General features: G+C 71.2%; 25 protein-coding genes. 18 read left to right on the top strand and 7 right to left on the bottom strand.

The genetic code is table 11. The features are described 5' to 3' along the window. Positions 1-105: 105 nt before the first annotated feature. From AB0F40_RS03310 to AB0F40_RS03300, 3 genes are all read left to right on the top strand, one after another. A complete protein-coding gene (locus tag AB0F40_RS03310) occupies positions 106-915 on the top strand; it encodes a type IV toxin-antitoxin system AbiEi family antitoxin (protein ID WP_357464140.1) in 810 nt (269 codons plus the stop codon). Continuing rightward, a complete protein-coding gene (locus AB0F40_RS03305) occupies positions 854-1,621 on the top strand; it encodes a nucleotidyl transferase AbiEii/AbiGii toxin family protein (RefSeq protein ID WP_357464137.1) in 768 nt (255 codons plus the stop codon). The genes AB0F40_RS03310 and AB0F40_RS03305 overlap by 62 nt, the downstream gene beginning before the upstream one ends. Before the next feature lie 82 nt (positions 1,622-1,703). Continuing rightward, positions 1,704-2,396, top strand: a complete 693-nt coding sequence (locus tag AB0F40_RS03300) for an MOSC domain-containing protein (protein WP_357464134.1) — start codon at positions 1,704-1,706, stop codon at positions 2,394-2,396. 78 nt (positions 2,397-2,474) lie between these two features. On the opposite strand, the gene AB0F40_RS03295 is transcribed toward AB0F40_RS03300, so the two are convergent. Further along, on the bottom strand, positions 2,475-2,966 hold the full coding sequence (locus tag AB0F40_RS03295; protein WP_357464131.1) for a DUF6194 family protein: 492 nt from the start codon (positions 2,964-2,966) through the stop codon (positions 2,475-2,477). Positions 2,967-3,008: 42 nt separating this feature from the next. Between AB0F40_RS03295 and AB0F40_RS03290 the strand changes: the two genes are divergently transcribed. Continuing rightward, entirely contained in the window at positions 3,009-3,830 is an 822-nt protein-coding gene (locus AB0F40_RS03290; RefSeq protein WP_357464128.1) for a MerR family transcriptional regulator, read from the top strand. Here the strand turns inward: AB0F40_RS03290 and AB0F40_RS03285 are convergent. From AB0F40_RS03285 to AB0F40_RS03275, 3 genes are all read right to left on the bottom strand, one after another. Next, entirely contained in the window at positions 3,817-4,308 is a 492-nt protein-coding gene (locus tag AB0F40_RS03285) for a PH domain-containing protein (RefSeq protein WP_357464125.1), read from the bottom strand. The genes AB0F40_RS03290 and AB0F40_RS03285 overlap by 14 nt on opposite strands. A 34-nt stretch (positions 4,309-4,342) precedes the next feature. Continuing rightward, complete coding sequence (locus tag AB0F40_RS03280; protein ID WP_357464122.1) at positions 4,343-5,077, bottom strand: histidine phosphatase family protein; 735 nt, start codon at positions 5,075-5,077, stop codon at positions 4,343-4,345. Between the two features lie 72 nt (positions 5,078-5,149). Then, positions 5,150-5,725: a GrpB family protein gene (locus AB0F40_RS03275; protein ID WP_357464119.1), complete on the bottom strand. Its 576-nt coding sequence runs from the start codon at positions 5,723-5,725 to the stop codon at positions 5,150-5,152. 349 nt (positions 5,726-6,074) lie between these two features. Here AB0F40_RS03275 and AB0F40_RS03270 point away from each other — a divergent pair, with 349 nt between their 5' ends. From AB0F40_RS03270 to AB0F40_RS03225, 10 genes are all read left to right on the top strand, one after another. Next, positions 6,075-7,070, top strand: coding sequence for an AraC family transcriptional regulator (locus AB0F40_RS03270; RefSeq protein ID WP_357464116.1), 996 nt, complete (start codon positions 6,075-6,077; stop codon positions 7,068-7,070). Between the two features lie 64 nt (positions 7,071-7,134). Beyond that, positions 7,135-8,994, top strand: a complete 1,860-nt coding sequence (locus AB0F40_RS03265; RefSeq protein ID WP_357464113.1) for an FAD-dependent monooxygenase — start codon at positions 7,135-7,137, stop codon at positions 8,992-8,994. Then, a complete protein-coding gene (locus AB0F40_RS03260; RefSeq protein ID WP_357464110.1) occupies positions 8,987-9,895 on the top strand; it encodes an intradiol ring-cleavage dioxygenase in 909 nt (302 codons plus the stop codon). The genes AB0F40_RS03265 and AB0F40_RS03260 overlap by 8 nt, the downstream gene beginning before the upstream one ends. 112 nt (positions 9,896-10,007) lie before the next feature. After that, the gene (locus tag AB0F40_RS03255) at positions 10,008-11,315 is read left to right on the top strand and encodes an ABC transporter substrate-binding protein (RefSeq protein WP_357464107.1); all 1,308 of its coding nucleotides are present in this window, start codon (positions 10,008-10,010) and stop codon (positions 11,313-11,315) included. Further along, on the top strand, positions 11,312-12,121 hold the full coding sequence (locus AB0F40_RS03250) for an ABC transporter ATP-binding protein (RefSeq protein ID WP_357464104.1): 810 nt from the start codon (positions 11,312-11,314) through the stop codon (positions 12,119-12,121). Before AB0F40_RS03255 ends, AB0F40_RS03250 begins: the two co-directional genes overlap by 4 nt. Next, complete coding sequence (locus AB0F40_RS03245; protein ID WP_357464101.1) at positions 12,118-12,849, top strand: ABC transporter ATP-binding protein; 732 nt, start codon at positions 12,118-12,120, stop codon at positions 12,847-12,849. Before AB0F40_RS03250 ends, AB0F40_RS03245 begins: the two co-directional genes overlap by 4 nt. Continuing rightward, complete coding sequence (locus AB0F40_RS03240) at positions 12,849-13,772, top strand: branched-chain amino acid ABC transporter permease (RefSeq protein ID WP_357464098.1); 924 nt, start codon at positions 12,849-12,851, stop codon at positions 13,770-13,772. Before AB0F40_RS03245 ends, AB0F40_RS03240 begins: the two co-directional genes overlap by 1 nt. Beyond that, on the top strand, positions 13,769-14,824 hold the full coding sequence (locus AB0F40_RS03235; protein WP_357464095.1) for a branched-chain amino acid ABC transporter permease: 1,056 nt from the start codon (positions 13,769-13,771) through the stop codon (positions 14,822-14,824). The genes AB0F40_RS03240 and AB0F40_RS03235 overlap by 4 nt, the downstream gene beginning before the upstream one ends. Before the next feature lie 163 nt (positions 14,825-14,987). Further along, positions 14,988-15,128, top strand: a complete 141-nt coding sequence (locus tag AB0F40_RS03230) for a hypothetical protein (RefSeq protein ID WP_357464092.1) — start codon at positions 14,988-14,990, stop codon at positions 15,126-15,128. Between the two features lie 529 nt (positions 15,129-15,657). Next, positions 15,658-17,112, top strand: coding sequence for an adenylosuccinate lyase family protein (locus tag AB0F40_RS03225; RefSeq protein WP_357464089.1), 1,455 nt, complete (start codon positions 15,658-15,660; stop codon positions 17,110-17,112). 80 nt (positions 17,113-17,192) lie between these two features. Here the strand turns inward: AB0F40_RS03225 and AB0F40_RS03220 are convergent, their stop codons facing one another. Further along, complete coding sequence (locus AB0F40_RS03220) at positions 17,193-17,795, bottom strand: ribonuclease H (RefSeq protein WP_357464086.1); 603 nt, start codon at positions 17,793-17,795, stop codon at positions 17,193-17,195. Between the two features lie 231 nt (positions 17,796-18,026). On the opposite strand from AB0F40_RS03220, the gene AB0F40_RS03215 reads away from it, so the two are divergent. The 4 genes from AB0F40_RS03215 (at position 18,027) to AB0F40_RS03200 (ending at position 23,744) form a co-directional block, all read left to right on the top strand. Next, positions 18,027-19,154, top strand: coding sequence for a VIT1/CCC1 family protein (locus AB0F40_RS03215; RefSeq protein WP_357464395.1), 1,128 nt, complete (start codon positions 18,027-18,029; stop codon positions 19,152-19,154). A gap of 239 nt (positions 19,155-19,393) precedes the next feature. Then, positions 19,394-20,887 (top strand): hypothetical protein, encoded by a 1,494-nt coding sequence (locus tag AB0F40_RS03210; RefSeq protein ID WP_357464083.1) that lies wholly within the window; start codon positions 19,394-19,396, stop codon positions 20,885-20,887. An 81-nt stretch (positions 20,888-20,968) separates the two neighbouring features. Continuing rightward, complete coding sequence (locus tag AB0F40_RS03205; RefSeq protein ID WP_357464080.1) at positions 20,969-22,147, top strand: hypothetical protein; 1,179 nt, start codon at positions 20,969-20,971, stop codon at positions 22,145-22,147. A 286-nt stretch (positions 22,148-22,433) separates the two neighbouring features. Then, positions 22,434-23,744, top strand: a complete 1,311-nt coding sequence (locus AB0F40_RS03200) for an MFS transporter (RefSeq protein WP_357464077.1) — start codon at positions 22,434-22,436, stop codon at positions 23,742-23,744. Positions 23,745-23,877: 133 nt separating this feature from the next. Here the strand turns inward: AB0F40_RS03200 and AB0F40_RS03195 are convergent, their stop codons facing one another. Both AB0F40_RS03195 and AB0F40_RS03190 read right to left on the bottom strand, forming a co-directional pair. Continuing rightward, complete coding sequence (locus AB0F40_RS03195) at positions 23,878-25,347, bottom strand: SPFH domain-containing protein (RefSeq protein ID WP_357464074.1); 1,470 nt, start codon at positions 25,345-25,347, stop codon at positions 23,878-23,880. 95 nt (positions 25,348-25,442) lie between these two features. Continuing rightward, a complete protein-coding gene (locus AB0F40_RS03190) occupies positions 25,443-25,907 on the bottom strand; it encodes an NfeD family protein (RefSeq protein WP_357464071.1) in 465 nt (154 codons plus the stop codon). Positions 25,908-26,135 lie beyond the last annotated feature (228 nt).

Genomic DNA, 26,135 nt, shown 5'->3' with positions numbered 1-26,135 from the left:
CCACATCGGATACCAGCGCGGCCGGATTGCCACTGCGCCGATCCGGTGGGACGATAGTGGCAGCCAAACGCCTTGGTTGCCGAATCAGATACCTGGATAGGTCCCATGCCACTCGCGCGTTCGCTACCGCCGTCCCTCGCGTCGATCGTCGAAGATCTTGAGCTCGATCAGCCGAAGGTGGTCACGGCTGAGATGCTCGCTGAGATTGTCGCGCGCCACCGCCTCGGCACTGCCTCCAAGGTGGTCGCGGCACGTCTCCGGGAACGCGGCTGGCTGCTCAGCACTGGGACCAAAGGGGTCTGGGAGTTCGCGCCCGGCGCCCACGCCGGCCCGTACGGTCACGGCGAACCCACACTGCCTCTCCAGGCGGCGCTCGCAGCCCGACCTGGTCTTCCGGCGGCCCTTTCCCTGAACACAGCGGCTTGGGCGCTCGGATACGCAGACCGAGTCCCGGCTCGCCTGGACGTCGCGGTGCCTCCCCACACACGGGTACCGCAGTCGCTTGCTGCGAATACCAATGTGACTACCTATGGCCCAAGCCTGGACACGGTCAGCGCGAAGGGTGCCCCGACGCACCGTTCGGAGAGCATCGTGGTGCACCTGGCAAGTGTCCCCACGACGGTGCGATCGTGGTCTGCGGTACTGGAATGGCTTCCGGATCTCGCAGCAGACCTCTCCGCGGAACGGCTGGATCTTGAACTGCGTGATCGTCCAACCGCGGTGCGCGTGCGCACCGGCTATCTCATGTCCGGTCTGCGACCCGACCTCGCCGAGCCCTTGCGCGCTGATGTCAGCGGGCCTGTGCGCTTTGGTCCGCGGGCAGCCAAGGTGCGTCGGCACGATCCCTCCTGGCGTGTCCTGGACGCGCTCTTGCAAGTCGATCCCGCGGGCCTCACAGAGGTCACGCCGACATGATCACCTACGACGTCAACATCACCCCGGCCCGTGTGGTCCGGCACGCTGCGTCCGCACAGGGGCGAGACGCCGCGATCATCGACATCGCTCAGGACCTGCTGCTGCGGCATCTGGACGACGTCGGTCTGCTGGCGGAGCTTGCGTTCAAGGGGGGCACAGCCTTGCGCAAGCTCTACGCCGGGAACGAGGGACGCTTCTCCCTGACCTCGACTTCTCCGTATCCCAGATCACGACCGTTCGACTTGAGGAGAACGTCGCGGAGAAGATCGCTCGCCTCAACCGGACGACTACCGCGCGAGACGTATACGACCTGGTGTGGTTATGGCGTCACTACCGCGACGACGGCGGCCTCGACACTGACCTCGTCCGCCGGCTGGCAGTTCTGAAGATCTGGGTCGACAAGCACGGCGTCAGAGCCAAAGGAGCGCACTGGAAGCCGGGACACGACAGCAGCGCGTTCGACCCCGAAGCGTGGCTGCGCCTCCGTCCTGCGGCAGAGTTCGACCAGGAGGACATCGGCCAGCTCTCGGTACCCGCCCCAGACCTCGACGAGCTCGCTGGCGCCCTGGTTGACGGCTACGCGTTCCTGCGGGATCTCGATCCCGACGAACGGACGGTGGCGTGCATCTCGGCCGCGGACCGTGGTCTGGTTCTGCGTATGCTCGCGGACCTTCCCGGGGGCAGGCTCGCAGGATCCACGTACTGAACCGCGTAGGACTCCATGGCGTAGGGGTGAGAAGGCCGGTCGGGTCTGAGGACCGCGCTCGCGCGGATGAGAGCATGTGCGCATGGCTGAACTCCTCGCGGTCTGTCGCGTCCACGTCCTGCTTCCCGACGCCGGCACCGTAGGAGTCACCGCGATCGACAAGCGCCCCGTCGAGGGGCGCGTCAAGGTCCGGCCCCTCGGGCTGTACGCGGACATCCAGGCGGACCGTAAGGACCACGGCGGCCCCGACCAGGCGGTCTACGCCTACGCGCAGGAGGACGCCGACTTCTGGTCGGCCGAGCTGGACCGCCCCGTCCCGCCCGGCCTGTTCGGCGAGAACCTCCGCGTTCGCGGACTGGACGTGAACGGTGCGGTGATCGGCGAGCGCTGGCGGATCGGCTCGACGCTGCTCGAGGTGACGCAGCCACGCGTGCCCTGCCAGACGTTCGGCCGCCGGCTCGGCGAGCAGCGCTGGGTGCGCCGGTTCACGCAGGCGAACCGCACGGGTGCCTACCTGCGCGTGATCGAGAACGGCGAGATCGGCGCCGGCGACACCGTCGAGCTCGTGCAGACGCCGGTGCACGGGGTCACCATCGCGGAATGGTTCGGCGCGCGCTACGGCGTCGCCCCCGTGGGTCCTGGCGCCGACGAGCCGCGCCCGACCGACCCGAACAGGCTCGAGAAGCTGGCCCGCCGTCTGCTGGACGCGCACGCGATCGGTGAGATCCGCCTGAGCGCCACCATGCTCTGCCGCAGCGAGCAGGCTGTCGTCTGACTGTCCCAGGAGCAGGCCCGTCGAGAACGGGCATGTGTTCGTCCGGGCGGACGTCGTGGACACAACCCCGTTCTCGCCTCAGCGCCGACGGTCGAACCTGGCGCGCGCGGCGTCGTGGGCGTCGTGCAGGAGGCGCAGGACCGTGTCTGCGGTCCTTGGCCCGGGGTTCACGACGGCGATCCAGCCGGCGGCCCCGTAGACCGGGTGCGGCAGCACGACGTCGGCGGCCGCGAGGTCCACAGTGACGCTGGCCTGGGCCTCGGCACCGCGCCCGGCGGCGTCGTGCTCGGTGAGCTCCCGGAACGTCCCGCGGCCGACGTGGATATTCACGCGCCAGCGTTCGGCAGGGTCGAGGTCCGAGGCCGTGTCATCCGGGTAGTTCTTGGTGACGATGGTCCCGTAGGGCTGCACGGTCCGTGGCAGCACGCCGTCCGGCGCGTAGTAGAAGAACGCATCGCCCCAGGCCAGCTCCGGAAAGTCGGCGTCGCCGACGACGGGCGCCACGACGAGCGATCCCTCGAGGTGCTGCACGGCGGCGATGATCTGGTCGATACTCAGGTCGGTGCTCATGGTTCAAGCATCACCTTCAAGTGCTTGTGTGGGGTTGAGCGAATGACACAAGAGAGCCGGCAGTTCCGCACGGCCGACGTCGCGCGGGAGTCCGGGTACTCCGTCCAGCAGGTCCGCGACCTGGAGCGGCTGGGCGTGATCCCGCCCGCCGATCGCGCGGCCAACGGCTACCGCGCCTATCGGGCGAGTCACGTCCAGGCGCTGCGCGCGTACCGAGGTCTCGCGAGCGCGGCCGGGCCGGTGGTCGCGCGGCGTCTGCTGACCGACCTGTTCGCCGGGGGCCGGTACGACGGGAAGGACGGGCCGGCGCCCCGGACGACGCGCCTCGCCGACGCCGCCGCCTCGATCGGCGCCGTGCACGTGGAGCTCGCGCGCGAGCGCGACGAGGCGCTCCGGGCACAGCATGCGCTGCGGGTGATCCAGGGCGAGACCGCACCCGACGAGCCGGCCGACGCGGCCGCCGACACCATGACCATCACGGAGCTCGCCGCAGCCCTCGGCGTGCGTACCTCCACGCTCCGGTTCTGGGAGCAGGAGGGGCTCGCCGTCCCGGAGCGGGTGACCACCCTGCGTGCCCGCCAGTACGGGGCCGGGGCGATCGGGGAGGCACGCATCGTCGCCGCCCTGCGCGGCAGCGGGTACGGCATCCCGGCCGTACGCGAGGTCGTGTCGACGCTGCGCCGGGTCGACGGGGCCGCCGAGGGGGTCGCCGAGGCCGAGCGGATCCTCGGTGCGCGACTCGATCAGATCGCCGCCCGGACCGTCGCCCTGCTGCGGGCGGGCGCGGACCTCGCCGCCGTCCTGGAGCCCGCTCGTCCGGACCGCCCGCGCAGTTCGCCTCGGACGGAGCTCAGTCGTCGCTGAGCTGCTTGCCCTGACGCACCAGGTCCTGCAGGGCACGCTGGACCGCCTCGACGTCGGGCACGTCGTCGAGCACCATGCCCGGCTGGTCGGTGCCGTCGGAGATCACGAGGGTGCCGCACCCGAAGAAGCGGTCGCTGAGCTGCTTCTCGAAGGTGACGTTGTTGATCCGGTAGAGCGGGATGTCCCGGCCGGTCTGTGTCAGGATGCCGGTGCGCAGCGCGACGCGCTGGTTGGTGATGATGTAGCGCGTGGTGCGCCAGCGCAGGAACGGTCCCGCCGCCGCGGCCAGGCCGAGCACCACCAGCACGAGCGTCGCGAACCAGAGCACTATCCCGTCGACGGGCAGCGGCACTATCCACAGTGCGGCGAGGACCACCAGCAGCAGCACGAGCACCAGGATCGGCTTGACGACCTTCTTCGGGTGGGTGCGCAGCTGCATCACGATGGTCTCGCCGTCGGCGAGGTGCTCTTCCCTCATTCCGCGAATACTGCCTTACTGCGCGACCGGGGATCTACTGCGCGGCCAGGTTCCATCCCTCGATCGTGCGCAGGTTGTGTCCGTAGCCCAGCAGGCAGACGGCGGCGGTACCCAGCTCGAACCGGGAGCCGAGCCGCGGGTCGGCGCCGAGCCACACGGTGACGAGCACCCGCAGCAGGTGGCCGTGCGCGACGAGCAGCACGTTCCCGCCACCGTCCGACCCGGTCCGGCCCGCGAGCGTTACCTCCGCCCGGGCCACCATCCGCGCCGCCCGCACGGCGACCTCGTCCAGGGTCTCGCCGGCCCGCCCGTCGCCGTGCTCCGCCGACGGCGGCAAGATGCGCACACCGTCGTCGAAGATGAGGAACTCCCGCCCGAGCTCCTCGGAGACGTCGGCCGAGGTGCGGCCGTCCACGGGTCCGTAGTCCCACTCGGCGAGGTCCTCGTCGACGACGGCGTCGGGGTAGCCCGCCAGCTCCGCCGACCGCCGGGCCCGCAGCAGCGGGGACGTGTAGACGGCCTCGAACTCATAGTCGGAAAGGGCTGCCCCCGCGACCCTCGCCTGTTTCTCGCCCGCCGGCGTGAGCGGAAGGTCGGTGCGTCCCGTGTGCTGCCCGCTCGCGCTCCACTCGGTCTGGCCGTGCCGCAGGAGCACGAGCTGCGGGTCGCGCGAGGGCTTCAGGACTGTCGGCGGTGACTCGGTGTGCTGGTCGGTCTGTGATTCGGCGGGTGAGCCGGGCTGGGTCGTGTGCATCGTCTCCTCAGGCATAGGTGGAGCATCCCGCGCCTGGCGGTCGCCCGCACCCCGCCCGGACGCCATGGACACTCGGCCGGGTACCGACTAGCCGCGCGGAACCCACTCGGTCTCCGTTGCCCACGCCTCGGCCAGCTGCATCAGCAGTCGCCACGCCGGGGCCTTGAGCTGTCCGTAGGCCGCCAGGTCAGCTGCGCTCTCCGCCGCCCTCATCTTGAACAGCGCCCATTCGGCTGCACGGTCGGGGCGTGCGCGAAGGTGGTCACGGAACAGCAGGGAAAGGCGCTCGGGACCGCTCGGCGTGACTCGTACATGCAGATTCATGGTTCGAGCGCCAACCGGCGGCGCGAAGACCATCTTCTGCCAGTCCCGGCCGTAAGCCTGCTCGACGTTGTTCCACGGTTCGGGACGTCGGCGATACCCCGCGCTGCCGAGGGCTTGCGCTGCACCGCTGTCCCTGAGGTCGTGCACCAGAACCATCATGTCCAGACAGTCCTTTGCGGCCATGCCGGGAACGGACGTCGACCCGATGTGCTCGACCGCTGCTGCCGTTGACACGAGTTCATTCAACGTGCCCGCGAGAGCGGCCCCCTCCGCGGCCCAGCTCGCACGGTAGGCGTGCACCTGCACTCCGTCATCGCTGACCTCATCGTCGAACGGCATCGCCTGTCTCCTCATGACGTCTATGTCTGCGTGCTGAACATACGTGGGGCGGACACCCCGGCGGGGTGCGTATGGCTCTTTCAGTAGGTGCCGGGTCGGCTGAACTGTGTTCAGCTGTAGCCCGTATACCCGGGCTGTGCTGAATAGTTCAGCCAGGGTGAATCAGGCAGGGCCAGGCCGAACGAAATTCAGCAGACCTGGCACCTTCCGATCGGGTCCACCTCACTCCCGGGGCCAGAGGCGGACCAGTCACCGAGCTCCCTGACCTGGCCAAACACGCCAGACCAACACGCCGGTCGATCACCCGGATTCCTGGTGCGCGCCGACCGCTACATCTACGCTGAGCAGCGTGACCCGTGCCACACCGGCGTCGCACGGCGCCGTCGACCGCTTCTCCACGCGAGGCCTGCCCACAGCGCGGCGGATCGAGCGGTGGGAGGAGCACAACGCCGATGCCCTGGTGGCGCTGCAGTGCCGCATGCTCGACACGTCGATACTCGAGGCGACCGAGGCGAACCTCCAGCTGGACCGGCTGCACCTGGCGCACGTCGAGGCCAACCCGCACGCCGTCGAGCGCACGGCGCAGACGGTACGGAGCCGTCCCACGGAAGCGGTAGCGCTGTACTTCTCGCTCCGGGGCGAGGCGTACTTCTACGACGACGGCGGCGTCCGCAAGCTGCGTCCCGGCCAGCTCCTCGTGTGCGACGCCGACCGGCCGTTCCTGCGGGGGTTCTCCCAGGGCCTGGAAGAGCTGGCGGTCAAGGTTCCCTACGACGTGTTCCGCTCACTCGGCGGCACGATGCCGCGCACCGTGCAGGTGATCGACTTCGGGAGCCCGGGGGGCGGTACGGGACCGTCGTCGAGCCCCAGCAGCTACGCGGCCGCACTGGCCGCCCTGGTCGTGCACGCGGTGGGGCCGGACGGCGACGGCGTGATCGACGAGGACGCGGCGCTCGGCCTGCTCGCGGTAGCCGTGGCGCCGGCGACGGCCGTGGCGCCGGCGGCCGGCGCGCACTTCGCCGCTGCCGAGCAGTACGTGCGGCAGTGGCTGCGCGATCCCACGCTGTCCGCGCGTCGGATCGCCGATGCCATAGGGCTGAGCGAGCGACAGCTGTCGCGGGTGTTCGCCGAGCGGGGCACGAGCGTGCCGCGGTTCGTCGCCCGGTGCCGCGTCGAGATGGCGGGCCGCATGCTGCGCATGCCGTCGTACGCCGAGCAGAGTGTCGAGAGCATCGGTCTGCGCTGCGGGTTCTCGTCGGCTCCGCAGTTCTCGCGCGTCTTCCGGGAGCAGGCGGGGATGTCGCCGTCGGAGGCCCGCCGGTACGCGTTCTCCGCCACTGCTTGAGACTTTCCGCCGACTTTCATGGCCTGCTCTTTCCCCAGGTCAGCGGGCACGGAACGCTGTGCGCATGCCCGAGTTCGACGACGGTCAGACCAAGACCGCTCTCCCCAGCAGCCCCGCCGGCGACGCGGCCGGCGCCACACCCACACCCACAGCCACACCTACAGCTGTCGTCGTCGAGACGGACGTGCTGGTCATCGGCTCCGGGCCCGCCGGCGCCTCCGCTGCCCTGTTCCTGTCCAGCCTGGGGATCAGCAACATCATGATCACCAAGTACCGCTGGACCGCGAACACACCCCGCGCGCACATCACCAACCAGCGGACCATGGAGATCTTCCGGGACCTGGGCGTCGAGGACCAGGTGCTCGCGGACGCCACGCCGCACGAGCTGGTGGGCGACACCGTGTTCTGCACGACGATCGCGGGCGAGGAGATCGGCCGCATCCTCACATGGGAGACGCACCCGGCGCGCGAGGCGGATGCGCGGCTCGCCTCTCCGTCGCTCACGGTGGACATCCCGCAGACCTACCTCGAGCCGATCCTGGTCAAGAACGCCACCCAGCGCGGTACGCAGTCGCGGTTCTCCACGGAGTACCTGAGCCACACCCAGGACGACGAAGGCGTCAGCACACGCGTGCTCGACCGGGTCACCGGCACGGAGTACACGATCCGGTCCAGGTACCTGATCGGCGGCGACGGCGCCCGCTCCCAGGTGGCCGCCGACCTCGACCTCCCGTTCGAGGGCGCCATGGACATCGCGGGCTCCATGAACATCACGTTCACGGCCGATCTCACGCACCTCGTGGGCCATCGCCCGTCCGTCCTGTACTGGGTGCTGCAGCCCGGCTCCGACGTCGGCGGCATCGGCGCGGGCCTGGTCCGCATGGTCCGGCCGTGGAACGAGTGGCTCATCGTGTGGGGCTACGACATCGCGGGCGAGCCGCCACAGCTCGACGACGACGCCGCGGCCGAGATCGTGCGCCAGCTCGTCGGCGTCGAGGACCTCGACGTCGAGATCACGGGCTACTCGCTGTGGGGTAACAACCAGATGTACGCGACGCACCTGCAGAAGGGGCGCGTCTTCTGCGCCGGCGACGCCGTGCACCGGCACCCGCCGAGCAACGGCCTGGGCTCCAACACGTCGGTCCAGGACTCGTACAACCTGGCGTGGAAGATCGCCGCTGTGCTGGGCGGTCAGGCGGCACCCTCGCTGCTGGACACGTACTCGACCGAGCGTGCGCCGATCGCCGAGCAGATAGTGCTGCGGGCCAACAAGTCCGGCGGCGAGTTCCGGTTCATGGAGGTGCTCGGCGTCCTCGACGCGCAGACCCCGGAGGCGATGCAGGCCGCCATCGACGAGCGCAAGGCGAACACCCCGGCAGGTGAGGCCAAGCGCAAGGCCCTCGTCGAGGCCATGGACCTGAAGAACTACGAGTTCAACGCGCACGGCGTGGACATGGGTCAGTTCTACGAGTCGGCCGCCGTCGTCCCGGACGGGTCGCCCGAGCCGGTCGACGAGCGGGACCCCGAGCTGTACTACAAGCAGTCCACGGTTCCTGGGGCACGGTTCCCGCACGTGTGGGTGGCGGACCCGGCCGGTCACAAGCGTTCGACCCACGACCTCGCCCCGTACGGGCAGTTCACCCTGGTCACCGGCATCGCGGGCGAGGCATGGGCCGACGCGGCGGCGAAGGTCGCCGAGGAGGTCGGTGTGCCGCTCGAGGCGGTGGTCATCGGGCCTGGCAGGGACGTCATCGACACCTACTACGACTGGGCGAAGATCCGGGGCGTCGAGGAGTCGGGCGCGATCCTCGTCCGCCCGGACTCGCACGTGGCGTGGCGCGCACAGACGCTTCCCGGCGACCCGGCAGGGGCGCTGGGCGACGCGCTGCGGTCGGTGCTCGGCCGGGGCGAGCACGATGGCTGAGCCGGCCCCGGACGGCGCGGCCGAGCAGGTGGCCCCGGAGCAGACGGCCCGGGAGCAGGAGCTCACCGACCGGGTGGCGGCGTCGTTCGACGGCGCCGGCGACGAGCGGCTGAAGACGGTCATGCAGTCCCTGACCCGGCACCTGCACGCGTTCCTGCGCGAGGTGCGCCTCACCGAGGACGAGTGGCACCAGGGCATCGAGTTCCTCACCGCCGCCGGGCACCTCACCGACGACAAGCGGCAGGAGTTCATCCTGCTGTCGGACGTGCTGGGCGCCTCCATGCAGACCATCGCGATCAACAACGAGGCCCTCGCGAACGCCACCGAGGCCACGGTGTTCGGCCCGTTCTTCGTGGACGACGCCCCGCACGTCGACAACGGCGGCGACATCGCCGGCGGCGCCACGGGCCGGCCGTGCTGGGTCGAGGGCACGGTCACCGACACGTCGGGCCGACCGGTGCCGGGAGCGCGGATCGAGGTGTGGGAGGCGGACGAGGACGGTTTCTACGACGTCCAGTACGGCGACGAGCGCACCGCCGGCCGCGCGCACCTCTACTCGGACGACGACGGCGGCTACCGGTTCTGGGGTGTCACGCCGACGCCGTACCCGATCCCGCACGACGGGCCGGTGGGTGCGCTGCTCGCCGCGTCGGGCCGCTCGCCGATGCGCGCCGCGCACCTGCACTTCATGGTGACGGCGCCGGGTCTGCGGACACTGGTGACCCACATCTTCGTGCGCGGCGACGAGCTGCTCGGCTCCGACTCCGTGTTCGGGGTCAAGGAGTCGCTCGTCATGGACTTCGAGGAGCTGCCGGCGAGTACGCCGACGCCGGACGGCCGCGCGGTCGGCACCACGTGGTCCCGCACGAGGTTCGACATCGTCCTGGCCCCGGCCGACTGACTGCACCGCCCGAAAGTCACGGCACCACCTGAAAGTCACAGACCTCCAGGTCACTCCGGTGACGCGTAGGTCTGACAGCTACCGGCTCGACGACAGACTTGGAGTGACGACGATGGTTCGCAACGGACGGTCCCGCACGGCACGAGCAGCAGTGGCCTGGGCGTCGACGGCGGCACTGGCCGGAGCCCTCGCGGGCTGCGGCGAGGTCGGCGGCGGCACGGTCGGCGGGAGTGGGGACGACGACGTCCTCAAGATCGGCTTCGTGTCGACCGAGACCGGCCCGTCGGCGCCGTTCGGCGAGGCCAACACCTACGTGATCGAGGCCATGGAGCAGTGGTTCGCCGGGAACCCGGTGACCATCGACGGCGTGGAGCACACCGTCGAGATCATCGCGAAGGACTCGCAGTCCAGCTCGGCGCGCGCCGGCGAGGTAGCGGCCGAGCTGATCAACAGCGACGGCGTCGACCTGGTGCTGACCTCGTCCACGCCGGACATCACCAACCCGGTCTCTGAGCAGTGCGAGGCCAACTCGGTGCCGTGCATCTCGACGGTCGCGCCGTGGCAGCCGTTCGCCATCCGGGAGGGTGACGAGCCCGCCGACCTCCAGTACAGCTATCACGCGTTCTGGGGCCTGGAGGACGTGTCCGCGGTGTACGCGGACATGTGGAGCCAGGTCGACACGAACCAGAAGGCCGCGGGCCTGTTCCCGAACGACCCGGACGGCCAGGCGTGGAGCGCGAACTTCCCCGCCCTCACGGCGGACACCGGCGTCACCATCGACGACCCCGGGCTGTACCCCAACGGAACCCAGGACTTCTCGGCACAGCTCTCCGCGTTCAAGGGCCACGACATCCTGGTCGGCGTGCCGATCCCGCCGGACTTCACCACGTTCTGGCAGCAGGCCGGCCAGCAGGGTTATCAGCCCAAGATCGCGACGATCGGCAAGGCGCTGCTGTTCCCGTCGGCGGTCGAGGCGCTGGGCAACGCGGGGGACGGCCTCACCTCCGAGGTGTGGTGGCACCCGACCGCGCCGTTCACATCCTCGCTGACGGGACAGACCGCGCAGGAGCTGGCCGACCAGTACGAGGCCGACACCGGTAAGCAGTGGACCCAGCCGCTCGGCTTCGCGGAGGCACTGTTCGAGATCACGGTCGCCGCCGTCGAACAGGCCGGCTCCACCGAGCCGGACGCGATCACCGAGGCGCTGTCCACGCTCGAGGTCTCCACCGTGGTCGGCGACATCGCCTGGGGCGTCGACGACAGCGTCCCGCCGTACGTGGCGAAGACGCCGCTGGTCGGCGGCCAGTGGCGGCTGGACGAGGGTCAGGGCGAGGAGGAGAACCCCTACGAGCTCGTGGTGGTCTCCAACGAGCTCGCCCCGGAGATCCCGACGGGCGGCGAGGTCGAGCCGCTCCGGTGAGCGATTCCCTGCTGCGGGTGTCCGGCATCGCCAAGCGCTTCGGACACGTGGTCACAGCCCGCGACGTGACGTTCGAGGTGGCGGCCGGCGAGGCCCTCGGCCTCGTCGGCCCGAACGGCGCGGGCAAGACCACGCTGCTCGACATCGTCGCGGGCACACAGCGGGCCGACGCCGGGACCGTGGTGCTCGACGGCCGGGACGTCACCCGGCTCGGCGCCGCCGCGCGCGCCGACCGGGGCATCGCGCGGTCGTACCAGGTGCCACGGCCCTTCGGCGGCCTCACCGTGTACGAGAACGTGCTGGTCGGGGCGTCGTTCGCGGGTCAGCGGCACACCACGACCGGACCGGCGGGCGACGCTCGCACCCACGCCTGGCATGCGCTCGAGGTGACCGGCATGACCGAGGCGGCCAACACGCCGTCGGGCAGCCTGCGCCTGCTGGACCGCAAACGGCTGGAGGTCGCCCGGGCCCTCGCGACCGGTCCGCGGCTGCTCCTGCTGGACGAGATCGCCGGCGGACTCACCGACAGCGAGCTGCCCCAGGTCGTGCGCCTGGTCCGCCGCCTGCGGGACGACGGCGTGGCGGTCGTCTGGATCGAGCACGTGCTGCACGCCCTGCTCGACGTCGTGGACCGGCTGATGTGCCTCGCCGCCGGTGAGGTGATCGCGCAGGGCGACCCGCACGACGTGATCCGCAGTCCCGAGGTGGTCGAGGTCTACCTGGGCTCGACCGTCGACGCGGCGGCGGACGCGGCGACCGACCCGCCTCCGGACCCGACGACGACGCCCGCCCGGGAGACCAGATGAGCGTCCTCGAGGTGGCCGGCCTGGAGGTCCGGTACGGCGACCTGACGGCCGTCGACGGCGTGGCCCTGTCGCTCGCGGAGGGGGAGACGCTCGCAGTGCTCGGCGCCAACGGCGCGGGCAAGTCCACGCTGCTGGCGGCGCTCGCAGGCACCCACCTGCCGGCGTCGGGCCAGGTGCTGCTCGACGGCGAGCCCGTCACCCGGCTGCCCGCCCACCGGCGGGTGCGGCGCGGGATCGCGCTCGTCCCGGAGGGGCGGCGCATCTTCGGGTCGCTCAGCGTCGAGGAGAACCTGCTCATGGGCCGCTTCCCCAAGCGCGACGGCCCGTGGGACCTGCGTGCCGTCTACGACATGTTCCCGCTGGTGGCGGAGATGAAGGACCGGCGAGGCGGCGTCCTGTCCGGCGGGCAGCAGCAGGCCGTGGCGATCGGCAGGGCCCTCCTGGCGAACCCGCGTGTGCTGCTGCTCGACGAGGTGTCGCTCGGGCTCGCGCCGACCGTGGTGGCACAGCTCTACGACGCAGTGCGGCGCATCACGGCGGAGGGCACCACCGCGCTCGTCGTCGAACAGGACCTCGACCAGGCGCTGAGCGTGGCGGACCGCGTCCAGTGCCTGCTCGGCGGACGGACGGTGCTGGAGGCGCCGGCTGCCGGCCTCGACCGGGACACCGTCGCGGACGCCTACTTCGGGATCACCCGGAGCCCTCGGCCGGACCCCACGGAGGCGTGATGGACTGGCTCAACGCCGGCGTGCAGGGCGTGCTGCTCGGCGGGCAGTACGCGCTCCTGGCGTGCGGCCTGTCGCTGATCTTCGGCGTGATGCGCATCGTCAACCTGGCGCACGGTGTGCTCGCGGTACTGGCCGCGTACCTCTCGCTGGTCCTGGTGCAGCGTGGGCTGCCGCTCTGGCTCGCGGTCGTGGTGGTGGTCCCGGTGTTCGCGGCCCTCGGCTACGCGATGCAGCGCGGTCTGTTCAACCCCGCCCTCGCGCAGGTGGGCGGGAGTGACCGCAGCACCTCACGCAGCGCCTCACGCAGCGCCTCACGCAGCGCGGGCGAGCTCGCGCCGCTGCTCGTCTCGTTCGGCGTCGCCGTCGCCCTCACCAACCTGCTCCAGGAGGTCTTCAGCGCGGACACCCGCAAGATCCCCACGGGCGGCCTCGCATCGGCGGGCGTGCCCCTCGGTGAGCTCTCGGTCGGCGTGCTGCCGCTGATCACCCTTGCGGTGGCGGTGGCGGTCATCGCGCTGGTCCAGCTCTTCCTGGCGCGCACCGCGACAGGCCGTGCCATGCGTGCCGTCGCCGACGACGCGGGGGCCGCGGCCATGATGGGCGTCGACCCGAAGCACATGTACGCCGTCGCGACCGCCCTCGCGTTCGCGACCCTCGCGCTGGCGGGCGTGTTCGTCGGGATGAGCACACAGTTCTCGCCGGGCTACGGGGAGCTGGTGCTGCTGTTCGCGTTCGAGGCAGTGATCATCGGCGGGCTCGGCTCGCTGTGGGGCACGCTCGCGGGTGGCGTGGTCCTCGGCCTGGCCCAGACGATCGGCGCGCAGATCGACCCGCAGTCCGGGGTGCTCGCCGGGCACCTCGTCTTCCTCGCCGTCCTGGTGGTCCGGCCGGGCGGCCTGATGCCGAGGAGCGTGCCGGCATGACGGGCCCCACCCCGCCCGCGACCCCGCCGACCACGGCCCCGACCGTCACGCGGGGCGGCCGTGGATCCTGGGCCGGCGGCGGAGCCATGCTGCTCGTGGTCGTGCTGCTCGCCGCCGTCGTGCCGTATGCGGTGACCCTCGGCGCGTTGTCCAGCCTGGTGATGCTCTTCGCCCTCGTGATACTCGGTACCACCTGGAATCTGCTCGCCGGGTACGGCGGGATGGTGAGCGTCGGCCAGCAGGCCTACGTCGGCGTGGGCGGTTACGCCCTGATCCAGCTCGCCGATGCCGTCGGCGCCCCGCCCTGGGCAGCGGTCCTCGCTGCCGGCCTGGTCGGCGCCGCCATCGCGCTGCCGACGAGCTACCTCGTGTTCCGCCTGGCCGGCGGGTACTTCGCGATAGGGACCTGGGTGGTGGCCGAGGTGTTTCGGCTGGTCACCATGCAGATCGACGGGCTGGGCGGCGGTGCTGGCCTGTCCCTCAGCGCGTTCCGGGGCACCGACCCGGTGGAGCGCGTGGCCTTCGTCTACTGGTTCGCGCTGGCCCTCATGGTCGCCGTCGTGCTCGGGACGTGCCTGCTCATGCGCTCCCGGGTGGGACTCGGGCTCACGGCGATCCGCGACGACCGTGTCGCCGCGAGCAGTCTCGGCGTGGCCGTGGACCGCGGACGCCGCCTCGTGTACGTCGCCGGGTCGGCCGGTGCCGCGCTCGCGGGCGCCCTGATCGCACTGAGCACGCTGGGCGTGACCCCGGGGTCGATCTACTCCGTGAACTGGACCGCCGCGATGATCTTCATCGTGGTGGTCGGCGGTATCGGGACCATAGAGGGCCCGATCGTCGGGGCGGTCCTGTACTGGGTGCTCCAGCAGGCTCTCGCGCCGCTCGGCACCTGGTACCTGGTGGTGCTGGGTGCGGTGGCGGTGGCCGTGGTGCTCCTCGCGCCGCGCGGCCTCTGGGGCCTGGCACCGGCCCGGTTCGAGCTCTTCCCCCTGACCCACCACGTCCGCCGCCCTGCTGTGGGCGCGACCGCTCCGCCTGTCACGGGCAGGTAGCAGCAACGATCGCGCCCACGACAAAGTTCTGACGGGGCGGTGAGGCCCATATCACAGCCGCTTCAGTCGACGGCGCGACTCGGTATCAACCAAAATGGTTGATCCGCACATCAGCGGTGAACCACGTGCACCGTAGCCCGTACGCCTGCACCGGAGGAGGATCATGACGGACGCCAACGACGCCCAGTACCACTCCATCGCCAACCCTCGCCGGACCACGCTCCTGCATCGGAGCGTCGCCGACACCTACGTGTCCCAGCACGAGGAACACGAAGCCCCGGCGGACGAAGCCGCTGCGGGCTGATTCCGCGGCACTCGCCCCGAGCGGCTCGTGCCTCGGCCGGAGCCCGGCCGCACGCCCCAAGCGGCACGTGCGGCCGGGCTCTCGCGTGCGACCCGCCCGGCCGGCCTGAGCAGGCCCGGGTGGATCGTCCACGATGCAAGACGGAACGTGGACCGCGAAAGTTCACCCGAACGTGGTGTCCTGGTGTGGCTCAGCAGGTCAGGACGATCCTGGCGCCGCGAGGCCCTGTGACGGACCTCACCCGCGTTACATTCCCGAAACAGTTCCGCTAATCTGGAGGAGGCGGCTTCTTCCACGATTCGGAACAGCAGGCCTGTGCCTCCAGCAGTCGGCACAGCGCGTTCAGCACGGCAGGCAGGCGGGCAAGGCCCCGCGGCGGCCGGTGCACGGTGGAGAAGGAACTCGCCGGCAGGTCTACCCCGCATCAGGGACTGGTCTGCCAGAACACGTCCGGTCACGTACGGCGACAAAACCGAGTGGGGAACCAGCAATGCACAGCGAATCGATTCGACACTTTACTGACGGACGCGTGCCCGACGCCGGGATCGCGCACCTCTTCAGTGTCGAGAACCGATTCCAGGCGAGGCTCGACGTCGAGGCCGCGCTCGCTCTGGCCGAGGCAGAGGTCGGCCTGATCCCGGAGCCGGCAGGCGAGGCCATCGCGCAGGCGGCGCAGATCGAGAAGCTCGACCTCGTGCGGGTGGCGGCCGAGACGGTGTCGGCGAGCCACCCCCTGATGCCGCTCATCGAGGAGTTCGCGCGGGTGGTCGGGCGCGAGCACGGCGGCTGGGTGCACTGGGGCGCCACGACGCAGAACATCACCCAGACGGCCGACGTGCTCGTGCTGCGGGACGCGCACCGTGCCGTCAAGGACCTCCTAGCCAAGGTGCTGCGCGGCATGTCCAAGCTGGCGGACGCTTCCGCGGCCGTGCCGATGGCCGGCCGCACGCACAGCCAGCACGCGGTGCCGGTCACGTTCGGGTTCAAGGTGGCGGTCTGGATCGACGAGCTGACGGCCCACACCGACCGGCTGGAGCGCCTCGAGGACCGGCTGTTCCGGGTCCTCATGGGCGGCGCCGTCGGTACGTTCGCGTCGTTCGGACCTGCCGGGCGTGAGGTCGAGTGCCGCGTCGCCAAGCATCTCGGGCTGGGCACCATGCCGGTGCCGTCACGCGCGATCAACGACGGCATCGTCGAGCTGGTGCTCGTCCTCGCCTCGGTCGCCGGGACCGCCGGCAAGATCGGCAAGGACATCTACTCGATGATGCAGCCGGAGTTCGGCGAGGCGTTCGAGCCCATTCCCGACGGAACGGTCGGCAGCTCGACCATGCCGCACAAGCGCAACCCGCAGCTCGCCCTCGACCTGCTGTCGATGAGCGCTCAGCTCCGTGCCCTCGCCGCACCGGCGCTCGAGTCGATGCAGCACGACCACGAGGCCAACGGGGGCATGACCGACCTCCTGGAGGAGACGGCCAAGCGCGCCACCGTGCTCGGCGGCGACATCCTGACCCGGCTCGACGTCATCCTCGACGGTCTCGAGCTGGACGAGCAGCGCATGCGCGCCAACCTCGCGCTGAGCGAGGGGCTCATCGGTTCGGAGTCGCTCATGATGGAGCTAGGGGAGCGCATCGGCCGGCAGAAAGCGCACGAGGTCGTGTACGAGGTGGCGCAGGAGTCGGCGGTCGGCGACGCGCAGTTCCTCGACCTGCTGGTGCGGAACACGACGGTCAGTGCGTACTTCGACCGCGACGAGATCCGTCGCCTGATCGACCCGAGCGCCTACCTGGGCGAGAGCATCACCATCGCGCACGAGATGGCGCAGCACGCTCGTGCCGTCGCCGACCGGCTCGAGTTCAGCGCCCGCACGGCGCCGCCCGTCCCGCTCTTCGTGCGGGCGGCCGCGACGGGGGACGACGACGTCGACGACGACCCGGTCACCGCCGGTCGCGACGCCACGGAGGATCTGCTCCTCGTCGGCCGCTGAGGCGTCCCAGAACGAGGCCTGCGGCCCTGACCCGGCGTACCAGGTACGCCGCGTCAGGGCCGCAGGCCTTTGTCAGCCGATCAGAAGAGGGTGCCCGACTCCCACGTCGCGCCGGCTACCGCCGGTGCCGGGGACGGCTTGGGAGCCTCGGGCTCCCGTGGTCCGGCGACGAGGACGCTGCCGCGCAGCTCGGCGTCGGGGATCATCCCGGCGTCGGGCACCAGCATCTCGCCGACGCCGCCGCGCCCCGCGTCCCACTCCTCGGCGGCGAAGCCGGCGAGCTGGTCGACCCGCTCGTTGTACGGGTTGCCCACGTGCCCCCGCACCCAATGGAACCGGACCGGCCCGGTACGTTCCGTGACGGCGGCGTCGATGCCCTGTACCAGGTCGAGATTCGGGACCGGGTCGCCGGACGGGGAGCGCCAGCCGTTGCGCTTCCATCCGTCGGACCACTCGGACACCGACCGGATGGCGTACTGCGAGCCGGACTCGACGAGCAGGGGCTCGTCCCCGGGGTGGGCCTCGACCGCGCGCAGCAACGCGGAGAGCGCGGCTACCTGGTCGTTTCCCCGGGCAGCGCCGCCCGAGTCGAACTGGCCACCCGCGTGGTTGATCCACGCCCATCCGATCGCGCCGCCGGGTGCGGCCGACCCGTGCGTGCTGACGATGATCACGGCGTCCATTGTGCATCCTTCCGCTCGTGAATCCGTACGGCAGGCCGGGGAACGGCACGTTCGGCCCCGGGCCGGCAGAGAGTTCGGCAGGTCGAACCCCGAGCCCTGGAGCCACGAAACCCACGGCCCGCGATCCGTGGGCATGATGGCGTAGTGCCTCAGCCATCCGCCGACTCGCCGTCCGACCCGGCCCGACGCTCGTCCCGCCGCACGCCCACGCCCGCCGAGCGGGCGCAGGAGCTGCACCCGGCCCGCCGTCGGACACGGGCCGACATCCGGCGGTGGCGCAGGCTGCTCGCGGACGAGCGGGCCGAGGCGGCGGTCTACCGCGACCTGGCCGGCCGGCGTACCGGTGAGGAGCGCGACATCCTGCTCGCGCTCGCGCGCGCGGAGAAGAGACACGAGTCGCACTGGCTCGCGCTCCTCGGCACCGACGTCGGTGCGCCCGTGCGTGGCGATCTCCGCACCCGGGCACTCGGGTTCCTCGCCCGCCGCTTCGGCGGTGTCTTCGTGCTGGCGCTCGCCCAGCGTGCCGAGGCCAGGTCGTCGTACGCGCACGACGCCGACGCCACCGTGACCATGGCGGCCGACGAGCAGATCCACGAAGAGGTGGTGCGTGCGCTGGCCACCAGAGGCCGCAACCGGCTGTCCGGCACCTTCCGTGCCGCGGTGTTCGGTGCGAACGACGGGCTGGTGTCGAACCTCGCTCTCGTGCTCGGCATCGGCGCTTCCGGTGTGGCGACGAGCACCGTGCTGCTGTCCGGGCTCGCGGGCCTCCTCGCGGGCGCGCTCTCGATGGGCGCTGGGGAATTCGTGTCCGTGCGGTCGCAGCGGGAGCTGCTCGAGGCGTCGTCGCCGTCACCCGCGGCGGGCGCGGCACTGCCGCACCTGGACGTCGACGCGAACGAGCTCGCGCTCGTGTACCGCGCCAGGGGGATGACCATCGAGGACGCGACGGCACACGCCGACGCGGTGCTCGCCCGGCTCGCGGTCACGCCCGTCGAGCACCAGGGGCCGCTCCTGCGGGTGCAGGAGGCGCCGGTCCAGGACCGCCCTGCGGACGGCGCCACCGAGGACGAGCTCGAGACGCACGGGACCGCGTGGGGCGCTGCCATCTCGTCCTTCTGCTTCTTCGCCTCGGGCGCGGTGGTTCCTGTGCTGCCCTATCTGTTCGGCCTCGACGGGCTCGTCGCGGTGGTCGTCGCGACAGCTCTCGTCGGGCTCGCGCTGCTGGTGACGGGCGCCGTCGTCGGCCTGCTGTCGGGGACCTCGCCGCTCACGAGGGCGCTGCGCCAGGTCGCCATCGGCCTCGGCGCGGCGGGCGTCACGTACGTGCTCGGGCTCGTCTTCGGGGCTACTGTCGGCTGACGCCTGACAGTTCACCCCAGGCGTGAGACCCCGGCGGTGATCGTGCTGATTGGTACGGAATAAGCGAGATAGCGGGTGTCTTCGGACATGTCGCTGTTCCTGAGCACAAAATTCCCGATCCGCAAACCGCAGGTGTGCGGTTGCCGAACTCCGGAACCCCAAGCAGATTAAATGTGAATGCATGTCTGCTGGCCCGCTTCGGGCTGGAGAGCGGGAGACCGATGTCGAAGGACGCGCTGATGAGCACGGGGGACCACCTCCGTCGCGCCGTCGCGCGCGCCGTCGGAACCGTCGCCCTCGGTGCGGCGGGCCTCGCCCTCGGAGTCACGCTCGCCGCCCCCTCGGGCGCGGCGGAGCGCGGCCCGCTCGGCTCTGCTCTCGGCGACACGGTGGAGGCGACGGCGCAGGCCGTCACGGGAACCACCGACATGCTCGGGCTGACCGGGTCCGCGGCCGATGGGGCCGACCAGGCCGCCGGTCCGGCGGTGTCGGAGCAGCCCGCCCGGGAGTCCGCTGCGGTGCCGACGCCGCCGACGCCGCCGGCGCCGACACAGTCGGCGCCGACACAGCCGACGGGGGCCGTGCCGGAGGCCACGACGGGAGCCGAGCCGACGGAAGCCACGCCGGAGCCGGCCGCTCCGCCGAAGCCCGCCGCAGAGCCGGCCGCCGAGCCGGCCGCCGAGCCGGCAGGGACCGTGGCAGAGCCGGCGACCAAGCCGGTCGTGGACACGCTGACGCCGATCACCGACGGCCTGCTGAAGCCGGTGACAGACCAGGTCCGCACGAGGGTGACCGAGCCGGTGGGCGAGGCTGTCACGCAGCTCACCGAGAAGCCCGTCGCGCACACCGCCGAGGTCGTCGAGCAGGTCTCCGACCCGGTCATCAAGCCCGTCACCGAGCAGGCCGGCGAGGTCGCCAAGCCGGTGACCGGGTTGCTGGGCGGGCTGCTGGCGCCGGTTACGGGTCTGGTCGGGCAGGTCGTCTCACCTCTTGCCCCGGTGCTCGGCTCGGTGACCGGGCCCCTCGCACCTGTGACAGACGGCCTGCTCAAGCCCGTCGTCGGCCTGGTCTCCCCGGTGACCGACGTCGTGGGCGACGTGACCACACCGATCGTGGGGGCGCTCGAACCCGCGACGGCTCCTGTCGCGGACACGCTCGCCCCCGCCCTCACGCCCGTCGGTGAGGTGCTCGCACCGGTCGTCGAGCCGCTTGCCCCGGTGCCCGGTGTCCTGGTGCCGGAGCCTTCCGCCCAGCCCTTGGTCCCCGGTGGGTTCAGCACGGTGGTCCCGGCCAAGCAGGTCGCGAACGCCGGGTCGACGTACCCGGGAGCGCTGCAGGCTCCCGGTGACGTCGGGGTCGTGGTCTGGACCTCCACCGGAGCCCAGCCCGCGACGTTCGACCTGATGCGCACGAACGTGCCCCGGGGCGCCACCGCGGCGGACACCGCGCTCGCCCTGCGTGTCGCGACGGCGGGTGTCGTCCACGCGGGTGGCGCTGCCTCCCTCGGTGCTGGCCTCCCGCTCGCCGCAGGGGGTGCCGGAAACGCGGTCGTCGCGAGTGCGGGCGGCCTCCTCGGCGGCGGCGCGCCGCAGCTCAAGGTGCTGGGCGGCGAGGTCCTCGCGGTGCTCTCCGCGCTGCTCGTCTTCCGGGCGCGTTCCTGGCGCGTGGCGACCGACGAGTCGCGCGGCAAGCTGTCGAGCAGCTACACGGATATTCCTGTCTCTCCTGCCTGACCTGGCTGGGCCGCGCCTTCGCGTGCGGCACCTCCCGACGGCGAATCTGTCGTCGGCTCCACGCCAGGCAAGGAGAGACCCATGGACAGAAACATCCGGCGGGTGCTGTACACGGCACTTGTTGCGGGCGGCCTCGTGGTCGTCGGCGCTTCCTCCGCGTACGCCGCAGGGGACGGCCTGTTGGATCCAGTCACTCAGGAGACCACCGGCACGACCGAGGAAGCACCCGCTGCGCGCGGTGGCCTCGACGCGGCCGACGGCGTGTCTCAAGCGGGCGCGCGAGCCGATGCGGCAGGGGCCGACGCCGTCGGCACGAACGGCGAGGCAGGCGTGGTGGACGAGCTCGTCGGGCCGGAGGGCATCGTCCGGTCGCTCCTGAGCGCCGACGTCGCAGCGGTGGTCGATGGAACGCTGGGCGACGAGGGCCTGGTCGACGACCTCGTCACGGGTGACACGCCGGGCGGCGTCGAGGGACCGCTGCCGGAGGGGCCTGACACGGGTCAGCCGGGCACCGTCGAGCCGGATACTGAGGAGCCGGGCACTGACCCCGCTACTGGCAGCCCCGGGATCGTCGACCCGCCTGGAACGGACGAGCCTGGAACGGACGAGCCTGGAACGGACGAGCCTGGAACGGACGAGCCTGGAACGGATGGCTCTGGAGCAGAGCGGCCAGGTTCCGGCGGTTACGACGCCGGACCTCGCGCCGACCGTCCGGGCACCGGCAAGCCGGGGACCGACCGACAGGACGCCACCGAACCGCGCACCACCGAATCGCGCACCACCGAATCGCGCACCACCGAACCGCGCACCACTGAGCCGCGCACCGGGCACTCCGGCGGCGAGCTGCCCAGCGGGGCGTCGGCCGAGCCGATCGCCGTCGGCCATGGTGCAGGCGACCCGGGCAGCTCCGGCACCCCGGGGACGCCCGACTCCGTGCCGGGTGCCCAGGAAAACCATGGCACGCCCGCTGCCGCGCCCCGTCCGGGCGAGTACCTCCCCGCCGAGGGAGTCGACCTCGCGTGGGGCGGCACGGCCGGTCCTGTCCCGACGTCCAGCAGCGGGACCATGCTGGCGAGCGACGACCTGGACCGGCGCCGGCGCGCCATCTCGACCGAGCCCGAGGCGGAGGCGGAGCCGGCACAGCAGGTCGTGCCCGATGCAACCCTCGCTGAGACGGGCCACATGATCACGGGGCAGCTCTCGCTGGTCTCGCTCCTTCTGGGGCTGGGGATCGCGGCGCTCCGAATGCGTCGCCGGTAGAGCGTGGCTTGACCACGCTTTGCCGGTCGACAAACGATCCGGGTCCGGCCCTCGTTCGTGAGCCATCAAGGTGACTCACGACCGAGGACCGATCCAGGCCCGGGTCGGCAGGTTCGAGGGTCGGGGCGCCGCTGGGGGGCGCCCCGGCCCGCGGACCAGGACAGTACAGAGCGGGAGCTCGGGACATCGGGGGGTGTCCTGAGCGCCCGCTCTGTCATGTCCGGGAGGAACCTCGCACTCCGGCGCAGCCCGCCAGGTACCGGACGAGGCCTACGATCGGGGCACCATGCGCCATCTGCTCGCCGACACCACCCCGCTGAAGGTGTCACCGGACTACCGGCGTCTGTGGTTCGGGCTGTCGATCTCGAACATCGGCACGCAGGTGACCATCGTGGCGGTGGGCCTGCAGATCTACGCCCTGACCGGATCGACCCTCGCGGTGGGTCTGCTGGGCCTGTTCTCGCTGGTCCCGCTCGTGGCGCTCGGCCTGTACGGCGGGGCGCTCGTGGACCACTACGACCGGCGCAAGGTCTCGCTCCTGTCCTCGTCCGTGCTGTGGGTAGTCGTAGCAGGCATCGCGGCACAGGCCTGGCTCGAGGTCGAGTCGGTGCACCTGCTCTACGGGCTCGTCGCCCTGCAGAGCGCGGCGTTCGCCATCAACAACCCGGCCCGGTCGGCGATCATCCCGCGCCTGCTCCCCAAGGAGCTCCTGCCCGCGGCCAACGCGCTGGCGACGCTCTCCATGAACGTCGCGCTGACCGGAGGGCCGCTGATCGGTGCCGTGCTGGTGGCTCAGCTCGGCTACGCCTGGGCGTACACGCTGGACATGGTGCTGTTCCTCGCGGCGCTCTGGTCAGTGTTCCGGCTGCCGCCCGTGCCGCCCGAGCGCGATGCCGCCGTCGGCGTCGTGCTGAACAAGCGGGGCCGGGTGCGGGCCGTCGGGCTGCGATCGGTCCTGGACGGCCTGCGCTACCTGGCCACCCAGCCCAACGTGCGCACCACGTTCCTCGTCGACATCTGCGCCATGGTCCTGTCCTTCCCGCGCGTCCTGTGGCCAGCGGCCGGCGTCATCTACCTCGGCGGCGGAGAGACGACGACGGGGGTGCTCGCGGCCGCCTTCGCCGTCGGCGGCATCCTCGCGAGCGTGTTCTCCGGCGGGCTGACGCGCCTGCGCATGCAGGGGCAGGTGATCATCTGGGCGATCACGGCGTGGGGCGTGTCGATCGCCGCCTTCGGGCTCGTCCTCGTGCTCGTGGGCCGGGGCGCACCGGACGGGCCGATCGTCTGGGCCGTCGTCGCGGCGGGGGTCGCGCTCGCGTTCGCCGGCGGGTCCGACAGCATCTCGTCGGTGTTCCGGCAGAGCATCCTGCAGACCGCTACGCCGGACCACATGCGCGGGCGCCTGCAGGGCGTGTTCATCGTGGTGGTGGCCGGCGGGCCGCGCCTCGGCGAGATGGTCCTCGGCGTCGAGGCGACGTGGTTCGGTGAGGGCTGGGCCGCCGTCGTCGGCGGTCTCACGTGCCTGGTGCTGCTCTGGTTGGTCGTCCGCCTGACCCCCCGCTTCTGGCGCTACGACGCTCACCACCCGACCCCCTGACCGTTGAGTGGCGCCCCGTCGAGTGCCGCCCCGTTGGTCGAGCCTGTCGAGAGCTCGCAACAGGTCTCGGCAGGCTCGACCAACGAGGACCGGCTCGACCGACGAGGCAGCACTCAACGGTCAGGGTCGTGGGTCAGTTCTCCTCGACGGGGGCCGGCGGAGTGGGGGCGACGCCGTTGGTCGGCCCGGCCAGGTTTGAGATGAGCTGGTTGATGTCCACGCCGGTGAGCTGCTTGATGACGCCCTGGCCCTCGCCGATCACGGAGGCCACGTTCTTCGTGATGGCGGAGGCGCCGTCCGTCGAGATCACGGTCATCCCCTGGATCGAGGCCATGGGCTCGGCGGCGGCGCGGACGATGTCCGGCATCCGCTCGATGAGCTCCTGCACCAGGGCGGCCTCGCCGTACTTGCGCAGCGCCTCGGCCTTGGCGTCGATGGTGGCGGCCTCGGCGAGGCCCTCCGCCTCGACGGCGGCTGCCCGCGCGCGGCCCTCTGCCTCGATACCTGCGGCGAGCGCCACCTGCTTGTCCCGCTCCGCCTCACCGGCGCGGCGCACCGACTCGGCGGACGCCTCCGCGTCCTGCAGTGCCGCCGTCTTGTTCGCCTGGGCGATGGTGGTGCGCTTGAACGCCTCGGCCTCGGTGGCCGCGTTCTCGGCGTCACGACGGGCGTTGGCGTTCTGCACCTCCGCGTAGGCCTGGGCCTCGGCAGGCTTGCGGACCTCGATGTCGAGCCGCTCCTGCTCCACGCGTGCCTTCTCGGCCATGGCCTCGCGCTCCTGCTGGGCAACGAGCCGGTCCTGCTCGGCACGGGCGAGCTGGCCGGCGGCCTCGGCCTCGGCGTTCGCCTTGTCCGTCACGGCCTTGATGGTGGCCTGCTTCAGGTCGAGCGCCTTCTTGCGCTCGGCGATCTGCTCGGCCGCCTCGATCACGGCGAACTCGGACGCCCGGTTGGCCTCCGCCTCCGAGACCTCCGCGAGCTGGCGGGCGTTGGCGGCCTCGGCGCGACCGAGGTTCGCGAGGTAGTCCGATCCCGGCGTCGAGATGTCGGAGATGTTGAGGAGGTCGACCTGGAGGCCCTGCTCGGAGAGGTCGGTCTTCGTGGACTGGACCACGCGGTCGGACAGGCCCTTGCGGTCCGAGATGATCTGCTCGATCGTCATGTCACCGACGATCGACCGCAGCGAGCCCTCGAGGGACTCCTTGATGATCTCGGTCAGCAGGTGCTGCTGGGACAGGAAGCGCTGGGCCGCCCGCCGCACGCCCTCCTCGTCGCCGCGCACCTTGAAGTTGATCGACGCCTTGATCGCGATCTTGATGCGGTTCTTGTCGACACCCTCGACGGTGATGCCGATCTGCCGCTGCTCCAGAGAGATCGCGAAGCCCTGTTGCAGCACCGGCCACACGAAGGCCCGGCCGCCGACGACGACGCGCTGGCTCGACAGCTGGGCCTCGGACCTTCCTGCGCCGCGGCCCACGATGATCAGGGCCTCGTTCGGCGGCACGCGGCGGATACGGCTCGCGACGAACGCGAGGACGAGGAAGATCGCCAGCGCGATGACCACGACGGCGATGACGCCTACTAGTTGACCAGTCATTTCCATGTCGGCTCCTGGGGTAGGGGTGGCCAGGCACGCGGACGGTCCCGGCCGGACAAGTGGTGGTGCGGGGTGGGGGACTGCTGACGTCGGGACGCGTCTCAGCGCGGCACGGGCTCGACCTTCACGCGCGCGCCGTGCTGCTCGACGACGACGATCCGCGTGCCCTGACCGATGGGCTCGTCGGAGAACGCGAGCCGGGTCTCGAGCTCCGTGACGGCGTCGAGCGACACCTCGCCGTGGCCCGTGTCGACGTCGGACGTGACGGAGCCCTGTGCGCCGACGAGCGAGACGGGGGCGCCGTCGTCACCTGCCTTGAGGCGCTTGAGCATGACGTTGACGAGGAGGATCACCAGGATCGCGACCACGAGGCCCGCCGGGTAGGCGACCCACGGCTCCAGCCCGGAGGACAGCACCACCATCCCGGTCGCGCCGAACAGCATCCCGCCGGCGCCCAGCGAGGTGCCCGAGAGCGCCCCGTCGGCCAGCTCCAGGAAGTCGCCGAGGACGAGCGAGGTGACGGCGAGCGCGAGCCCGAGAAGTCCGATGATGATGAAGACGAGCATCCCGCGTCCGTTCGTGAAGATTTTGAAAAGTCGGATGCAACGTATCAGGCGGCCGCTTGCCATCCGGGTGTCAAAGGGGTGAAAGTTCCGTGCCGGCTACCGTGCAGCCGACTGGCGCCGGAGGGTACGGCTGGCGGCGAGGGTCAGCAGGGTCGCGAACCAGGCCGCTCCCACGGTGACGAGGAAGCCCGCATCGGCACCCGCCACCTCGACGCGGGCCCCGGCGAG

It is taken from the genome of Promicromonospora sp. NPDC023987 (assembly GCF_040639055.1).
GTDB lineage: Bacteria > Actinomycetota > Actinomycetes > Actinomycetales > Cellulomonadaceae > Promicromonospora.
Note: the sequence above shows the minus strand (reverse complement) of the source record. Positions and strands in the feature narration are given on the sequence as shown.

What these genes read in the sequence shown, in the direction of transcription:
- AB0F40_RS03310 (WP_357464140.1), top strand. Translation starts at nt 106, where the DNA reads ATGCCACTCGCGCGTTCGCTACCGCCGTCCCTCGCGTCGATCGTCGAA.
- AB0F40_RS03300 (WP_357464134.1), top strand. Translation starts at nt 1,704, where the DNA reads ATGGCTGAACTCCTCGCGGTCTGTCGCGTCCACGTCCTGCTTCCCGAC.
- AB0F40_RS03295 (WP_357464131.1), bottom strand. Translation starts at nt 2,966, where the DNA reads ATGAGCACCGACCTGAGTATCGACCAGATCATCGCCGCCGTGCAGCAC.
- AB0F40_RS03290 (WP_357464128.1), top strand. Translation starts at nt 3,009, where the DNA reads ATGACACAAGAGAGCCGGCAGTTCCGCACGGCCGACGTCGCGCGGGAG.
- AB0F40_RS03285 (WP_357464125.1), bottom strand. Translation starts at nt 4,308, where the DNA reads ATGAGGGAAGAGCACCTCGCCGACGGCGAGACCATCGTGATGCAGCTG.
- AB0F40_RS03280 (WP_357464122.1), bottom strand. Translation starts at nt 5,077, where the DNA reads ATGCCTGAGGAGACGATGCACACGACCCAGCCCGGCTCACCCGCCGAA.
- AB0F40_RS03275 (WP_357464119.1), bottom strand. Translation starts at nt 5,725, where the DNA reads ATGCCGTTCGACGATGAGGTCAGCGATGACGGAGTGCAGGTGCACGCC.
- AB0F40_RS03265 (WP_357464113.1), top strand. Translation starts at nt 7,135, where the DNA reads ATGCCCGAGTTCGACGACGGTCAGACCAAGACCGCTCTCCCCAGCAGC.
- AB0F40_RS03260 (WP_357464110.1), top strand. Translation starts at nt 8,987, where the DNA reads ATGGCTGAGCCGGCCCCGGACGGCGCGGCCGAGCAGGTGGCCCCGGAG.
- AB0F40_RS03255 (WP_357464107.1), top strand. Translation starts at nt 10,008, where the DNA reads ATGGTTCGCAACGGACGGTCCCGCACGGCACGAGCAGCAGTGGCCTGG.
- AB0F40_RS03245 (WP_357464101.1), top strand. Translation starts at nt 12,118, where the DNA reads ATGAGCGTCCTCGAGGTGGCCGGCCTGGAGGTCCGGTACGGCGACCTG.
- AB0F40_RS03240 (WP_357464098.1), top strand. Translation starts at nt 12,849, where the DNA reads ATGGACTGGCTCAACGCCGGCGTGCAGGGCGTGCTGCTCGGCGGGCAG.
- AB0F40_RS03235 (WP_357464095.1), top strand. Translation starts at nt 13,769, where the DNA reads ATGACGGGCCCCACCCCGCCCGCGACCCCGCCGACCACGGCCCCGACC.
- AB0F40_RS03230 (WP_357464092.1), top strand. Translation starts at nt 14,988, where the DNA reads ATGACGGACGCCAACGACGCCCAGTACCACTCCATCGCCAACCCTCGC.
- AB0F40_RS03220 (WP_357464086.1), bottom strand. Translation starts at nt 17,795, where the DNA reads ATGGACGCCGTGATCATCGTCAGCACGCACGGGTCGGCCGCACCCGGC.
- AB0F40_RS03210 (WP_357464083.1), top strand. Translation starts at nt 19,394, where the DNA reads ATGAGCACGGGGGACCACCTCCGTCGCGCCGTCGCGCGCGCCGTCGGA.
- AB0F40_RS03205 (WP_357464080.1), top strand. Translation starts at nt 20,969, where the DNA reads ATGGACAGAAACATCCGGCGGGTGCTGTACACGGCACTTGTTGCGGGC.
- AB0F40_RS03200 (WP_357464077.1), top strand. Translation starts at nt 22,434, where the DNA reads ATGCGCCATCTGCTCGCCGACACCACCCCGCTGAAGGTGTCACCGGAC.
- AB0F40_RS03195 (WP_357464074.1), bottom strand. Translation starts at nt 25,347, where the DNA reads ATGGAAATGACTGGTCAACTAGTAGGCGTCATCGCCGTCGTGGTCATC.
- AB0F40_RS03190 (WP_357464071.1), bottom strand. Translation starts at nt 25,907, where the DNA reads ATGCTCGTCTTCATCATCATCGGACTTCTCGGGCTCGCGCTCGCCGTC.